Source organism: Streptomyces sp. NPDC002787 (assembly GCF_053592095.1).
Genome location: NZ_JBSFVC010000027.1, coordinates 60,704 through 74,593 on the forward strand (window position 1 = coordinate 60,704; position 13,890 = coordinate 74,593).

13 protein-coding genes are annotated in these 13,890 nt (G+C 70.6%); 3 read left to right on the plus strand and 10 right to left on the minus strand.

Annotated elements, in window-relative coordinates; translation table 11 throughout:
* Positions 1 to 292: 292 nt before the first annotated feature.
* Positions 293 to 1,465, minus strand: a complete 1,173-nt coding sequence (locus ACWD26_RS32525) for an acyl-CoA dehydrogenase family protein (protein WP_451275543.1) — start codon at positions 1,463 to 1,465, stop codon at positions 293 to 295.
* Between the two features lie 356 nt (positions 1,466 to 1,821).
* On the opposite strand from ACWD26_RS32525, the gene ACWD26_RS32530 reads away from it, so the two are divergent.
* Positions 1,822 to 3,069 (plus strand): glycoside hydrolase family 18 protein, encoded by a 1,248-nt coding sequence (locus tag ACWD26_RS32530; protein ID WP_451275544.1) that lies wholly within the window; start codon positions 1,822 to 1,824, stop codon positions 3,067 to 3,069.
* Between the two features lie 84 nt (positions 3,070 to 3,153).
* On the opposite strand, the gene ACWD26_RS32535 is transcribed toward ACWD26_RS32530, so the two are convergent.
* The 3 genes from ACWD26_RS32535 to ACWD26_RS32545 all read right to left on the minus strand — a co-directional run bounded on the left by ACWD26_RS32535 (position 3,154) and on the right by ACWD26_RS32545 (position 5,599).
* Positions 3,154 to 3,813, minus strand: a complete 660-nt coding sequence (locus ACWD26_RS32535; RefSeq protein WP_451275545.1) for a TetR/AcrR family transcriptional regulator — start codon at positions 3,811 to 3,813, stop codon at positions 3,154 to 3,156.
* A gap of 105 nt (positions 3,814 to 3,918) precedes the next feature.
* Complete coding sequence (locus ACWD26_RS32540) at positions 3,919 to 4,065, minus strand: SCO1431 family membrane protein (protein WP_451275546.1); 147 nt, start codon at positions 4,063 to 4,065, stop codon at positions 3,919 to 3,921.
* A gap of 151 nt (positions 4,066 to 4,216) precedes the next feature.
* Positions 4,217 to 5,599 carry a peptidase C39 family protein gene (locus tag ACWD26_RS32545; RefSeq protein ID WP_451275547.1) on the minus strand — a complete coding sequence of 461 codons (1,383 nt, stop codon included), beginning with the start codon at positions 5,597 to 5,599 and terminating at the stop codon, positions 4,217 to 4,219.
* A gap of 173 nt (positions 5,600 to 5,772) precedes the next feature.
* Here ACWD26_RS32545 and ACWD26_RS32550 point away from each other — a divergent pair, with 173 nt between their 5' ends.
* On the plus strand, positions 5,773 to 6,426 hold the full coding sequence (locus ACWD26_RS32550; RefSeq protein WP_451275548.1) for a uridine kinase family protein: 654 nt from the start codon (positions 5,773 to 5,775) through the stop codon (positions 6,424 to 6,426).
* A gap of 433 nt (positions 6,427 to 6,859) precedes the next feature.
* Positions 6,860 to 8,734, plus strand: a complete 1,875-nt coding sequence (locus tag ACWD26_RS32555) for an AAA family ATPase (RefSeq protein WP_451275549.1) — start codon at positions 6,860 to 6,862, stop codon at positions 8,732 to 8,734.
* 250 nt (positions 8,735 to 8,984) lie between these two features.
* On the opposite strand, the gene ACWD26_RS32560 is transcribed toward ACWD26_RS32555, so the two are convergent.
* From ACWD26_RS32560 to ribH, 6 genes are all read right to left on the minus strand, one after another.
* Positions 8,985 to 10,073 (minus strand): hemolysin family protein, encoded by a 1,089-nt coding sequence (locus tag ACWD26_RS32560; RefSeq protein WP_451275550.1) that lies wholly within the window; start codon positions 10,071 to 10,073, stop codon positions 8,985 to 8,987.
* On the minus strand, positions 10,070 to 11,413 hold the full coding sequence (locus ACWD26_RS32565) for a hemolysin family protein (RefSeq protein WP_451275551.1): 1,344 nt from the start codon (positions 11,411 to 11,413) through the stop codon (positions 10,070 to 10,072). Before ACWD26_RS32565 ends, ACWD26_RS32560 begins: the two co-directional genes overlap by 4 nt.
* A 243-nt stretch (positions 11,414 to 11,656) precedes the next feature.
* The gene (locus tag ACWD26_RS32570; RefSeq protein WP_451275552.1) at positions 11,657 to 12,121 is read right to left on the minus strand and encodes a PH domain-containing protein; all 465 of its coding nucleotides are present in this window, start codon (positions 12,119 to 12,121) and stop codon (positions 11,657 to 11,659) included.
* Positions 12,122 to 12,141: 20 nt separating this feature from the next.
* Positions 12,142 to 12,999, minus strand: a complete 858-nt coding sequence (gene hisG / locus ACWD26_RS32575; RefSeq protein ID WP_451275553.1) for an ATP phosphoribosyltransferase — start codon at positions 12,997 to 12,999, stop codon at positions 12,142 to 12,144.
* 66 nt (positions 13,000 to 13,065) lie between these two features.
* Positions 13,066 to 13,338 carry a phosphoribosyl-ATP diphosphatase gene (locus tag ACWD26_RS32580; protein ID WP_048458133.1) on the minus strand — a complete coding sequence of 91 codons (273 nt, stop codon included), beginning with the start codon at positions 13,336 to 13,338 and terminating at the stop codon, positions 13,066 to 13,068.
* Positions 13,339 to 13,372: 34 nt separating this feature from the next.
* Positions 13,373 to 13,858 carry a 6,7-dimethyl-8-ribityllumazine synthase gene (ribH, locus tag ACWD26_RS32585; protein ID WP_033532534.1) on the minus strand — a complete coding sequence of 162 codons (486 nt, stop codon included), beginning with the start codon at positions 13,856 to 13,858 and terminating at the stop codon, positions 13,373 to 13,375.
* Positions 13,859 to 13,890 lie beyond the last annotated feature (32 nt).

Genomic DNA, 13,890 nt, shown 5'->3' on the forward strand with positions numbered 1-13,890 from the left:
GACCGGTCCGCCTCATACGCGTTGGCCCGGTATGACCCCTACATTTTCGGTGACCGGGCGTCGGCGTCATACCTTCGTTCCGGCTTCGGCGGAATCGCTTCCGCAGGGGTCGGCCTCGCATCAGGACCCGCCGATCTACCGGGCTCTGATGCGGACTTGGGCCGACCGGGGCCGCACCCTGCCGGGGCGTCACGACCCGGAGTGGGTGCGGCTGTCGAAGCCGCCGAGCGGCCTCGACCAGTTCGGCGCCGCCACGGATCCCTTCTCCGCGCCGGCCCCTCCCGCGGCTCGTTCAGCGTGACTCGGGCCCCGCGAGGTGACGGGCGATGACCATCCGCTGGATCTGATTGGTGCCCTCGACGATCTGGAGGACCTTCGCCTCGCGCATGTACCGCTCGGCGGGGAAGTCCGCCGTGTAGCCGTACCCGCCGAGGATCTGCACGGCGTCGGTGGTGACCTTCATCGCGGCATCGGTGCACAGCAGCTTCGCCATGGCCGCCTGCTTGGAGAACGGCCTGTCCGCGTCGCGCAGCCGCGCGGCGGAGAGGTAGAGCGCGCGGCCCGCCTCTATCTGCGTCGCCATGTCCGCGAGCATGAACCGCAGCCCCTGGAAGTCGGAGATCGGCCGCCCGAACTGACGCCGCCCGGTGGCGTATTCGACCGCCTCGTCCAGTGCCGCCTGGGCCACACCGATCGCGCAGGCCGCGATACCGAGCCGCCCGGAGTCGAGCGCCGACAGGGCGATCGCGAAGCCCTGCCCCTCCTCGCCGAGGCGCCGGCTGTCGGAGACACGCACCCCGTCGAAGTGGAGCTGTGCGGTGGGTGACCCCTTCATGCCCATCTTCTTCTCGGGCGCGGCGGCGCTCAGCCCCTCGGCGTCGCCGGGCACCAGGAAGGCCGTGATGCCCCGGGAGCCCTCACCGCCCGTGCGGGCCATGACCGTGTAGAAGTCGGCGATGCCGCCATGGGTGATCCAGGCCTTGGTGCCGGTGATCACCCAGTGGTCGCCATCCCGCACGGCCTTCGTCCGCAGGGACGCGGCGTCCGAGCCGGACGAGGGCTCGGAGAGGCAGTACGCCCCGAGCAGTCCGCCGCCGAGCATCGCCGGCAGGTGCTCGACCTGCTGCTCCTTGGTGCCGTAGTTGGCGAGGGCATGGCAGGCGAGGGTGTGGACGCTGACCCCGAGGCCGACGGTGAGGCGGGCCATGGCGAGCTCTTCCAGGGCCTGGAGATAGACCTCGTACGGCTGGTCGCCCCCGCCGTGTTCCGAGTCGTACGGCAGGCCGAGCAGTCCCGATTCCGAGAGCAGGCCGAAGAGTGCGCGCGGGAAGCGGCCGGCGTCCTCCTCCTCGGCCGCGTGCGGGGCGATCTCCCGCTGCGCGATCTCGCGGACGAGCGAGATCAGATCCCGGGCCTCTTCCGTGGGCAGTTGACGGTCCACCGGCTGCGGCGCGCGGTCTGACATGGCGACGCTCTCCTCCCTGTCGGGCACTGCGGCGGACACACACAGGGGATGAAGTGGTGCCGCCGGGTCTCACGTGCCACGGCCGATGGTCCTCCTCCGGATCACGGAAGCCGCTGATCAGCGGCGGTGGCGCTTGGAGTATGCCCGATCCGGAGCAGCGAGTCACCAGTTAACGACCGTTCATTACGACACATTCGACGGCACGCCGCACGGGGCCGGGAATTGGTCCGAACCATTGACCCCAGTGGTCTAGTCCTCTACGGTCTCCCCCAACGCCGCGTCACCGCGTTCATGCCAATCGGCACAGCAGCTCCAGCGGCACCCTCCCCGTCACGCTCCCCTCCCCCGGAGTCACGATGCTCAGACCGCACAGCTCCCGCGTCCCCGTCAGGACGCTTGTCGCCGCCACGTGTTGCGCCGCCCTCGGCGCCGGGCTCCTCGCCGGAGCGGGCACCGCGACCGCCACGCCCGTGAAGCCCGGCGCCAAGCCCCACGCGGCCGACACGAGCGGCTCGAAGGTAGTCGGCTACTTCATCGACTGGGGCATCTACGGCCGCCAGTACTACGTCAAGAACATCGAGACGTCCGGCTCGGCGAAGAAGCTCACCCACATCAACTACGCCTTCGGCAACGTCGTCGACGGCAAGTGCACGATCGGCGACGCCTGGGCGGACACCGACAAGCCCTTCACCGCCGAGGAGTCCGTGGACGGCGTCGCCGACAGCGCGGACCAGCCCCTGAGCGGCAACTTCAACCAGCTGCGCAAGCTGAAGAAGCTGCACCCGAACCTCAAGATCATCTGGTCCTTCGGCGGCTGGACCTGGTCCGGCGGCTTCGGTGAGGCGGCGAAGGACCCGGAGGCCTTCGCGAACTCCTGCTACGACCTCGTCGAGAACTCCAAGTGGGCGGATGTCTTCGACGGCATCGACATCGACTGGGAGTATCCCAACGCCTGCGGCCTCACCTGCGACACCAGCGGAAGCGAGGCCTTCGAGGACCTGATGGCCGCGCTGCGCAAGCGATTCGGCAAGAAGGAGCTGGTCACCGCGGCGATCACGGCCGACGCCAAGAGCGGCGGAAAGATCGACGCGGCCGACTACGCGGGCGCCGCGAAGTACGTCGACTGGTACAACCCGATGACCTACGACTACTTCGGTTCGTGGGACGCGACCACCGCCCCGCACTCGCCGCTGTACCCGTACCCCGGCATCGCGGACAAGGCGTTCAACGCCGCCGCCACCATCAGGAAGCTGAAGAGCCTCGGCATCCCGTCCTCCAAGCTGCTGCTCGGCATCGGCTTCTACGGACGCGGCTGGACCGGCGTCACCCGGTCGGCGCCCGGCGGCACGGCGACCGGCCCGGCGGCGGGGACGTACGAGGCGGGCTACGAGGACTACAAGGTGCTGAAGACGACGTGCCCGGCCAACGGCATCGTCGGCGGCACCGCGTACGCCAAGTGCGGTGACGACTGGTGGAGTTACGACACCCCGCAGACCATCAAGGGAAAGATGGCCTACAAGGACGCGCAGAACCTCGGCGGCACCTTCTTCTGGGAGCTGAGCGGCGACACCGCGAACGGTGAGCTGATCAAGGCGATCAAGTAGCCGCCACGACGGGGGACTTGGGGTGGGGGCGGTCGGCGGACCCCCACCCCGGGTGCGCTGCCGGGATGTCACCGGCGGGGGACGTCAGGTGTCCCGGCGGGCGGGCTCCGGCGCGAGATAGGCCGGGGCGAGCTCCTCGATGGCCCGCAGCGAGCCGCCCAGCATCTTGACGAGCAGGTCGCGCATGGTGTCGCGGGGCAGCTCGGGGCGGTCGATCCAGTCGAGCGTGGCCCCCTCCACCGCGCAGACCCAGCCGAACAGGCCCATGCGGGCCACCGGTTCGATGTCGCTGCTGCCGTACGCGCCCTCGGCGATGGTGGCGACGATGGCCTCACGGACGCCGTCCCGGATGGCGTGCACCTGGGTGTCGAAGCCGACGCCGCCGCTGACGATCGTGCGGTAGGCGGCCTGGTTGTCCTCCGCGTAGCGCAGATAGCAGTCTATGGTCCGGTGCACCCGCTCCACGGGCGGCAGCTGGAGGCCGCTCGCGGCGTACGTGATCAGATCGGCCACCGAGTCCTCGACGATCGCGAGATAGTAGCCGCGCTTGGACTTGAAGTAGTAGTAGATCAGTCCCTTGGCCACGTGCGCCTGGCGCGCTATGTCGTCCATCGACAAGGTGTCGTACGACGTGTCGGCGAACAACTTCCGCCCGATGGAGATGAGTTCGGCGCGGCGCGCCAGGGAGCGGTCGGTGCCGCGGGCCCGCGGTGGTTCGACCCCACGCTGTTGACTGCTATGCAATTTCGGTCCTGGTCTCCGACTGCCAGCGGGACAACCGCAGTATGGCAGACCCTCGCCACCAGCTTGTTCGACTCTGATCGACAGAATCGAGCGGAGGGGTTCAGGTCACAGCAGACCCAACTGGGTCACCAGCATCGCGACGACCACGACCAGGATCCAGCCCATCACGTGCTCGACGATCTTCGGCCCGTCGTCCTGGGGGCCGCCCGTGCGGGCACGGACGCGGGTGGCGGTGGCGGAGGTCGCGGTCATGGCAGCTCGCTGGTGTGATCGGTGTGCGGTGGGCTTCCCCACCGTTGCGTCCACCTTGCCACCGCGTGGGCGGTTCGCGGCCGAGAGCTTGGTCACACGCACAGCGCGGCCCCCGGTTCCCCAGGGAGCCGCGCCATGTCCCGGTAGTTCCTCAGCGAACGCCCACCGCCGCGAGCGCCGCGCGCTGGCGAGGCGTGGGGCGCGCCGGGAAGTACAGGTAGCAGACGCCGCCGGTGCCGGAGACGACCTTGCCGGCGGCGTTGTACCGCTTGGTCCGCAGCCAGATGTTCTCCCACTCCCGCCGCCGGTAGATCCGGCGCACCGCCTCGTTGGTCGGCGAGTTCGGGTCGTTGGCGATGACGTCACCGTCGGCGGTGAAGCCGATCACCGTCATCAGATGCCCGGCCGTGCCGTAACCGGCCCCCGTCAGCTCCTCGGCGAGGAACGACTGGGAGGTGATCACCGGGATGCCCGCCGCGATCAGCGTCTCCAGGTCGGTGAGCGAGCCCAGCCGGGTCACCATGCCCTGGAAGTCCTTGTAGGTGGCGGCGTAGGCGGCGTTGAACGGCCAGTTGCCGCAGCCCTCGTACTGGTAGTCGTAGGTGAACCGGGCCGCGTGGCACACCTGCGGGTCCACGTACTCCGGGTTGACCCAGGCCAGGTCCTCGGCGCTGGGCTTCCGGCCCCAGAACTCTATGATCATCTGCGAGGAGGTGGGGCTGCACCAGGCCTCGCCGCCGTTGTCGTACTCGGGGTACTGGCCCTTGTGGGTCTCCTGCGAGTAGCGCGGCACGTCGAGTTCCCGCGCGAGGCCGGGCGTGGAGGCCGGGACGGTGAAGCGGTCGGGGACGTCGGAGCCCATGGCGCCGAGCCGCCACACCGTGGGGGTGAGCCGGGTGCCGGGCCTGCGGTACAGGGTCAGACGCAGCCGGTACGAGGCGAGGCGCAGGCCCGTGGCCGGGTCGTCGATCGCGAAGGTGTCGGTCCAGACGCTGCTGCGGCCGTCCTCCTGGCCGTCGACCGAGGTCCGTCTGATGTCCTGGTCGCCGGCCGCCCATCGACCCAGCACGTACCAGGGCGTGGCCGTGCCGTCGGAGTACGTGCCCCGCAGCTCGACCTGGAGCCAGGTGCCGTCGGGGGTGTGGGCGTTCCAGGACGCGATGGCCTCGGTGGCGGGCACGGCGAGCCGGTGGACCGGGGAGGTCCAGGTCGCGTACTCCCAGGCGGCCGTACGGCCGGTGTGCGGATCGGTGTACTCGAGGGTGCCGACCGGCGCCTCGATCACCAGTCCCGGCCGCACCCCCGCCTTCGCCCGGGTGCCGTTCGCGCTGCCCGCGCGCCAGTCGGTGTACGAGGTCCAGAAACGGTTGTCCGCGAAGCGTTCCGGCGCTCGCGCGGGGCGTCCGGGGACCGCCCCCCGGACGCTCGTGGTGTCGGCGGCCGCCGGAGCCGCTGATCCGCCGGCCGCCGCGGCGGCGGTGGCGACGGCTGCGGCCAGGACGGTCCTGCGGGACGGCTCGGAAAGGCTCGTCATCTGTGGGTGACCCCCAGTGGTCCGGAAGGAACGGTTCAGACGCACGGCTGTTCGCCAACTATGGACGCCGGGGGATGACTTCTGCCAGCACCTCGCGCCTCGCCACGCCCGCCGATATTGGTCGACACCACTGGCGTACTCCGGGGGCGCCCGGCAAGGTGTTCAATCCACGTATGCGTGCCTCCCCAGCCCCCGCGGACCCCGCCGTCGACGCCCTCGCCGCCCGGCTGCGCCGGCTGCCGCCCTCCTGCGGGCCGGTCCGGCTGGTCGGGGTCGACGGGCACGCGGGTTCCGGGAAGAGCACCTTTGCCGGACGGCTGGCCGACGCGCTCGGCGGGGCGCCGGTGCTGCACCTCGACGACATCGCCACGCACGAGGAACTGTTCGCGTGGACGGACCGCCTGCTGGAGCAGGTGATCGAGCCGCTGCGGCGCGGGGAGAGGGCGCGCTATGCCCCGTACGACTGGCGTGAGCGTCGCTTCGGCCCCGCGCGCGACCTGCCGTGCGCGCCCGTGGTCCTCGTCGAGGGCGTGGGCGCGGGCCGGCGCGCGCTGCGTCCGTATCTGGCGCGACTGGTGTGGATGGAGTTGCCCCACGAGGAGGCCTGGGCTCGGGGACGGGCGCGGGACGGGGCGGAGCAGAGTGAATTCTGGGCCGGCTGGGTCCGGGCGGAGCGGCGGCATTTCGCCGAGGATCCTTCTCGGCCGTTCGCCGATCTCCTGATTCGGCCGGGACAGAGGGGGTACGAGGTGCTCACGGGACCTGGCGCGACTCCCGGATCGCGTCCCCATCTCACTCAGGGTGACGGACCATCCGCAATGTGCTGAACTCGTGAAGGCCGTCACGCGCGAAGTTCCTCCAGTGCCCCAACTCGGCTTGACCAGGGGGCCGTACAGGACTTACGTTCTCAATGTGCGGTCATTCGACACCGCCCAGATACGCGAAGCCCCCGGTTGTTCCCCCGTGATCGGGGGCTTCGTTCTGCCCTGTTCCGGTTTTCCGGAGCCCCTGGGACACGATTCCTTCACCCTCGGTCACCGTCCGCGATGCGCCCCGTCTGCTCCCACCTCGTAAGACGAGGGCTGCGGCACCCTTCGAAGGGCGACCGACCCGCAGGTACGATGCCCAAGGTGCGACCTTCGGACGGCTGCAGCAACGCACCGACGCAACTCCCGTCCGCGGCACAGCGGTTCGACGAAGGCTGCCGACGGGCACCGGCCCGTTCGGTTTCCAACGGGGGCACGGTTTGTGGGGGACGTGATGGACTTCGGCTCGCGGGGCCCCGAGGCCCCGGCCGACCTCGCCTGGCTGCGAGGCGTGGACGCCTACACGATGGGCGCCTATCCGCAGGCGGAGGAGGAGTTCCGCGCCGCGGTGCGGATGGATCCGGGGATGGCCGACGGCTGGCTCGGGCTGCACGCGCTGCGGGTGGACACGACGACCGCGCTGCTACGGATGTTCCGGCACCGGGAGCGCTTCGGGGAGCAGCGCACCCGGCACCGGCGCACCCTCAACTCCTGGTACTGGCTGGGCTGGTGGGTGCAGCCGGTGCTGGAGAGTCCGCGTGACCTGCTGCTCGCGCACGCCTCGCACTGGCTGGACGGGCGCCATGTGCCCGAGCTGGACCGGGCGCTCGCGGGGCTGCCCCCGGTCGACGCGGACCACCAGGTGCGCTTTCTGCACGCCTGCCGCGCCTACCTCGTCAAGGACTGGGAGCAGCTGGTCCGGCACACCGATCCGCTGCTCGACGATCCGCTGCTGGGGATCGAGGCGGGCCTGTTCGGGGGGATGGCCCGGGTCCGGCTGGAGACGTACGGGCAGGCCGAGCCGCTGCTCTCCGCCGCGCTGATGCGCTGTCGCAGCGAGCAGCCGCAGCGCAAGGAGCTGCGGTACTGGCTGGCGCGCGCCCATGAGGGCACCGGTCGCAGCGCCGCCGCGCTGCCGCTCTACCGAGCCGTGCACCGGGTCGACCCCGCTTTCATGGACACCTCCGCGCGGCTCGCGGCGATCTCCGAGGGGGACGGGTACGACGACGAGGCGTCCGACTTCGCGGCGATCGCGCTCGCCGGCATCGGGCAGGACGTCCTGGACGGCGACGGGCTGGAGCCGTTCTTCGACGCCGAGGGCCGGGACGTGAAAGTCTCCGATCCCGGTCCGCCACCGCCCGGCGGGCTGCCGCCCGAGGCCGGCGACACCTTCGTACGGGAGAAGTCCGTGGTGCCGGTGCAGCCGGTGTCGCTGCCGGCCGGACCGACGGATCCGGAGCTGCTGGAGGAGGCGCTCGCGGAGCTGGAGCGGATGGTCGGCCTGGAGCCGGTGAAGCGGCAGGTCAAGGCGTTGTCCGCGCAGCTGAACATGGCACGGCTGCGGGCGGGGCAGGGGCTGCCGGTCCAGCCGCCCAAGCGGCACTTCGTCTTCTCCGGTCCGTCCGGGACCGGGAAGACGACCGTGGCGCGAATACTGGGCCGTGTCTTCTACGCGCTCGGGCTGCTGGGCGGGGACCATCTCGTCGAGGCGCAGCGGGCGGACCTCGTGGGCGAGTACCTCGGGCAGACCGCCGTGAAGGCCAATGAGCTGATCGACTCGGCGATCGGCGGGGTGCTGTTCGTCGACGAGGCGTACTCCCTGTCCAACTCGGGCTACGGGAAGGGTGACGCCTACGGGGACGAGGCGTTGCAGGTGCTGCTGAAGCGGGCCGAGGACAACCGGGACCATCTGGTCGTGATCCTCGCGGGCTATCCGGAGGGCATGGACCGGCTGCTGGCCGCGAATCCCGGTCTGTCGTCCCGCTTCACGACGCGTGTCGATTTCCCCTCCTACCGGCCGCTGGAGCTGACCTCCATCGGGGAGGTGCTCGCGGCCGAGAACGGGGACGTCTGGGACGAGGAGGCGCTCGACGAGTTGCGGTCCATCTCCGGGCATGTGGTCGAGCAGGGGTGGATCGACGAGCTCGGGAACGGGCGGTTTCTGCGGACGCTGTACGAGAAGAGCTGCGCGTACCGGGATCTGCGGCTGTCGGGGTATCCGTCGATTCCTACGCGGGACGACTTGTCGACGCTTCGGCTGCCGGATCTCATGCAGGCGTACGGGGAGGTGCTGTCGGGGCGGGGGCCGCAGGATCCTTCGGCGATGTGAGTTTCTCGCCCCCGCCGCCCCTACCCGTCCCTCCCCCACTCTCGGCTGCGCTCGAGCGGGAGGTGCCCCCATCAGGGGCGCTGCCCCTTCGACCCCGAGTGGCGCGTCGTCGGATGCGGGTGAGTGGGGCTTCTCGCGCAGTTCCCCGCGCCCCTGAAAAGCAGGGGCTGCGCCCCGTGCTTCGTACCGAAGGGCCGCAGGCCCCGCCGGACCCCCACCGACAACGCGCCGTTCGGCGGCGGGGGCGGAATCAGCTGGCCATGGCCTCCTCCTGGGCTTCGCTGCCCCTCGGTTCCGTCACCCGGAGCGGCTGGACCTCGCGGTGGGCCGGGTCGCGGACCTCGCCCACCAGGAGTTCCAGTACGTCCTCCAGGGCGACGAGGCCGAGCACCTTGCCGGAGGCGTCCGCGACCTGGGCCAGATGGGTGGCGGCACGGCGCATGACCGTCAGCGCGTCGTCCAGCGGCAGCTCGGCGCGGAGGGTGGTCATGGGGCGCCAGATCTGCTGGGGGACGCCGCGGTCGGAGTCCTCCAGGTCGAGGACGTCCTTGACGTGGAGGTAGCGGCCCATGAAGGCGCCGTTCTCCGCGACGACCGGGAAGCGGGAGTAACCCGTGCGGGCGGTCAGCGCCACGACCTGCGCGGGGGTCACCGAGGGCCCCACCGTCACCAGGGAGTCGCGCTTCAGCAGGACGTCCGTCACCGGGCGCGAACCCAGTTCGAGGGCGTCCTCCAGGCGTTCCTGCTCCTCGGGATCGAGGAGCCCGGCCTGACCGGAGTCCTCGACCAGCCGGCCCAGCTGGACGCTGGTGAAGACGGCCTCGACCTCGTCCTTGGGCTCGACGTGGAAGAGCTTCAGGACGACCCGGGCGCACGCCCCCAGACCGACCGTCACCGGCTTGCACAGCCTGGCGAAGGCCACCAGCGCGGGGCTCAGCCACAGCGCCGTCTTCTCCGGCGCGGCCATCGCCAGGTTCTTCGGCAGCATCTCGCCGACGACGAGGTGCAGGAAGACGACGACGGCGAGGGCGATCACGTACCCCAAGGGGTGGATCATGCCGTGCGGCAGGTGGATCGCCTCGAACACCGGCTCGAGCAGCTTCGCCACCGTCGGCTCGGCCACCGCGCCGAGCGTCAGGGAGCAGACGGTGATGCCGAACTGGGCCGCCGCCATCATCTGCGGCAGGTTCTCCAGGCCGTAGAGGACCTGTCGGGCGCGCGTGGTGCCCAGCGGTTCGATCTGGCTGCGGCGGACGGAGACCAGGGCGAACTCGGCGCCGACGAAGAAGCCGTTGGCGAGCACGAGGAGCAGGGCGAACAGGAGTTGGAGCACGCTCATCGGGCCGCCTCCACCACGGTGAGAGCGTCCGTGGCGGGAGCGATGCGTACTAGGCGTACGCGCTCTGCCCGGTAGTGCCCGACCTGGCGTACCGCCAGCCGCCAGCCCGGCAGCTCGGCGCGGTCGCCGGGGGCGGGGATGCGGCCGAGCAGGTCGGCGACGAGGCCGGCGACCGTCTCGTAGGGGCCCTCCGGGACGTCGAGGCCTATGCGCTGGAGCACGTCGACGCGGCAGCTGCCGTCGACGTCCCAGGCGGGGCGGCCGTCCTCGGGCGGGGCGGCGGCGAGTTCGGGCCTTTCGTGCCCGTCGTGCTCGTCGCGCACCTCGCCGACCAGTTCCTCGACGATGTCCTCCAGGGTCACGACCCCGGCCGTACCGCCGTACTCGTCGACGACGACGGCGATGGGCTGTTCACTGCGCAGTCGGGCCAGCAGGGGCTGTACGGGCAGTGACTCGGGGACGAGCAGCGGTGCCTTGGCGATGCGGCCGACCGGGGTGTGCAGCCGGTCGTGGGCCGGGATCGCGAGGGCGTCCTTGAGGTGGGCCATGCCGACGATCTCGTCGATCCGCTCCCGGTAGACGGGGAAGCGGGAGAGGCCGGTGGCTCGGGTCAGGTTGACCACGTCCTCGGCGGTGGCCGTGGACTGCAGGGCGCTGACCTTCACGCGCGGCGTCATCACGTTCTCCGCGGTCAGCTCGCCCAGGGACAGCGTCCGTACGAAGAGGTCGGCCGTGTCCTGTTCCAGGGCGCCGGCCTGGGCCGAGTGGCGGGCGAGGGAGACCAGTTCGCCGGGGGTGCGGGCGGAGGCCAGCTCGTCGGTGGGCTCCACGCCGAAGGCGCGGACCAGACGGTTGGCGACCGCGTTGAGGCCGGCGATGACCGGGCGGAAGAGCCGGGAGAAGACGTGCTGGGGGCCCGCGACGAAGCGGGCGACCTGCATCGGCTTCGACACCGCCCAGTTCTTGGGCACCAGTTCGCCGATCACCATCTGCACGGCGGAGGCCAGCAGCATGCCGACGACCACGGAGACTCCGGACACGGCGCCTTCGGGTATACCGATGGCGGTGAAGGGGCCGTGGAGTATCTCCGCGAGCGCCGGTTCGGCGAGCATGCCGACGACGAGGGAGGTGATGGTGATGCCGAGCTGGGTGCCGGAGAGCTGGAACGACAGCTCCTTGAGCGCGTCCACCACCTTGTGGGCCCGGCGGTCGCCCTCGGCCGCGGCCTTCTCGGCCTCGGGCCGCTCGACCGTCACGAGGCCGAACTCGGCCGCCACGAAGAAGCCGTTGGCGAGGATCAGCAGGAACGCGGCTCCGAGGAGCAGCAGGGGGATGGTCATGCCGCCGCCTCGATATGCCGGGAGGGGGCGGCGCAGGTACTACAGGACGATCCGTCCATCGCTGGAGGGAGTCACTCCTCGAATAGCAGGGAGCCCCTGCCTTCCGGGGGGAACGGCAGAGGCGGAGGCGCGACGAAAACGCCTCCGCCAACAGATTAATCAAGACAGGGGCCGGTGCGGCAGGGGCGGTGGCCCCGAGTCGGCCCTGATCTTGCTCGGGGTCGGCCCCTGCGCGGAACCGGATCAGTCCTGACGCTGCCCGGGCCCGGCGACCGACCGGGCCTCGACCAACGCCCGCAGGGTCCGGGCGTCCTCGATGGCGCGCTGCTTGGCGATGCCCGGCTGGATGCCGAGCGCGGGCAGGCTGGTGCCGTCGGTGAGGTCGAGGAAGACCCAGGGGTCGCCGACCCGCAGGTTCACCTGGACGATCTCCGCCCAGCCGAGCTGCCGCTTCCCGGCGATGTTGACGACGGTCACACCGGACTCGGCGGCGACGACCTTGGGCCGGGAGAGCAAGCACAGCACTCCGGCGAGCATGGCCGCCGTGAAGACGAAGCTGAGCCGCTCCCCCGGTCCGAGCGTCGGCAGCAGCAGCGCGACCACCGTGATGACCACGAAGATCGCGCCCGCCGCGGTGAGCAGCACGGCCCGGGTACGGCCCGGCCGAAAAGTGACGGGCAGGGCGGGCAAGGAGGACTGGTCCGACATGGCGTACGACTCCCGGGCCGTCAGAGGCGGCAGGCGTGGATGGCCGTGGTCAGGATGGCCCGGGCACCGATGTCGTAGAGGTCGTCCATGATCCGCTGGGCCTCCTTGGCCGGGACCATCGCGCGGACGGCGACCCAGCCCTCGTTGTGCAGCGGCGAGACCGTCGGGGACTCCAGGCCCGGTGTGAGCGCGACGGCCTTCTCCAACTGCTCGACGCGGCAGTCGTAGTCCATCATCACGTAGGTCCGGGCCACGAGGACGCCCTGGAGGCGGCGCAGGAACTGCTGCACCTTGGGCTCGTTCTCCGAGGACGTGTCGGCCCCGACACGGCGGATGACGACGGCCTCGGACTTCATGATCGGGTCGCCGAAGACCTCCAGGCCCGCGTTGCGCAGCGAGGTGCCGGTCTCGACGACGTCGGCGATGACCTCGGCGACGCCCAGTTCGATGGCGGTCTCGACGGCGCCGTCGAGGTGGACGACGGAGGCGTCGATGCCGTTGTCGGCGAGGTGGCCCGCGACGATGCCCTCGTACGACGTCGCGACCGTCTTGCCCTTCAGGTCCGCGACGCCGTTCGCCTCGCCCGGCTTCGCGGCGAACCGGAAGGTGGAGCGGGCGAAGCCGAGCGGGAGGATCTCCTCGGCGTTGGCGCCGGAGTCGATCAGGAGGTCGCGGCCGGTGATGCCGATGTCGAGGCGGCCGGAGGAGACGTAGATCGCGATGTCGCGGGGGCGGAGGTAGAAGAACTCGACCTCGTTGACCGGGTCGACGATCCGCAGCTCCTTGGACTCCCGGCGCTGCTGGTAGCCGGCCTCATGCAGCATCTCCCCCGCAGGGCCGGACAGGGAACCCTTGTTGGGGACGGCGATGCGCAGCATGAGGCGAGCTTCCTTCGTTCGTACGGAAACGGAATGTGTGCGGTGACGGCGTTACGGCGTGATGGCTCAGAGGTGGGCGTACACGTCGTCCAGGGAGATGCCGCGGGCGACCATCATCACCTGGACGTGGTACAGCAGCTGCGAGATCTCCTCGGCGGCCGCTTCCTTGCCCTCGTACTCGGCGGCCATCCAGACCTCGGCGGCCTCTTCGACGACCTTCTTGCCGATGGCATGGACGCCCTTCTCGACCAGTTCGGCGGTGCGGGAAGTGGCGGGGTCGCCGTGGGCGGCCTTGTGCTGGAGCTCGGTGAAGAGCTCCTCGAACGTCTTCTTGGACATGGTGAGGCTCAGCCTACGCGCAACGGCCGGTGTCTCAGCGCCAGGGTTCAGATACTGAGCGGAGGGTGGCCGCGGTCGCCACCGCCGCGGTCACCGCCTCGTGCCCCTTGTCCTCGTTCGAGCCCTCGATGCCCGCGCGGTCCAGGGCCTGTTCCTCGGTGTCGCAGGTCAGCACGCCGAAGCCGACGGGGACTCCGGTGTCGACGGAGACCTGGGTGAGGCCCTGGGTGACGCCCTGGCACACGTACTCGAAGTGGGGGGTGCCGCCGCGGATGACGACGCCGAGGGCGACGATCGCGTCGTAGCCGCGGCCCGCGAGGACCTTGGCGACGACGGGCAGCTCCCAGCTGCCGGGGACCCTGAGGAGGGTCGGCTCGTCGATGCCGAGGTCGCGCAGGGCGCGCAGGGCGCCCTCGACGAGGCCGTCCATCACCTTCTCGTGCCACTGGGCCGCGATGACCGCGACGCGCAGGTCGCCGCAGTTGCGTACGGACAGTTCGGGTGCGCCCTTGCCGCTCACGTTGCTCCTTGGTTCCTGAATCTCGTACGAGT

Coding starts and splice junctions, on each gene's coding strand:
- ACWD26_RS32525 (WP_451275543.1), bottom strand. CDS start 1,465: ATGTCAGACCGCGCGCCGCAGCCGGTGGACCGTCAACTGCCCACGGAA.
- ACWD26_RS32530 (WP_451275544.1), top strand. CDS start 1,822: ATGCTCAGACCGCACAGCTCCCGCGTCCCCGTCAGGACGCTTGTCGCC.
- ACWD26_RS32540 (WP_451275546.1), bottom strand. CDS start 4,065: ATGACCGCGACCTCCGCCACCGCCACCCGCGTCCGTGCCCGCACGGGC.
- ACWD26_RS32545 (WP_451275547.1), bottom strand. CDS start 5,599: ATGACGAGCCTTTCCGAGCCGTCCCGCAGGACCGTCCTGGCCGCAGCC.
- ACWD26_RS32550 (WP_451275548.1), top strand. CDS start 5,773: ATGCGTGCCTCCCCAGCCCCCGCGGACCCCGCCGTCGACGCCCTCGCC.
- ACWD26_RS32555 (WP_451275549.1), top strand. CDS start 6,860: ATGGACTTCGGCTCGCGGGGCCCCGAGGCCCCGGCCGACCTCGCCTGG.
- ACWD26_RS32560 (WP_451275550.1), bottom strand. CDS start 10,073: ATGAGCGTGCTCCAACTCCTGTTCGCCCTGCTCCTCGTGCTCGCCAAC.
- ACWD26_RS32565 (WP_451275551.1), bottom strand. CDS start 11,413: ATGACCATCCCCCTGCTGCTCCTCGGAGCCGCGTTCCTGCTGATCCTC.
- ACWD26_RS32570 (WP_451275552.1), bottom strand. CDS start 12,121: ATGTCGGACCAGTCCTCCTTGCCCGCCCTGCCCGTCACTTTTCGGCCG.
- hisG (WP_451275553.1), bottom strand. CDS start 12,999: ATGCTGCGCATCGCCGTCCCCAACAAGGGTTCCCTGTCCGGCCCTGCG.
- ACWD26_RS32580 (WP_048458133.1), bottom strand. CDS start 13,338: ATGTCCAAGAAGACGTTCGAGGAGCTCTTCACCGAGCTCCAGCACAAG.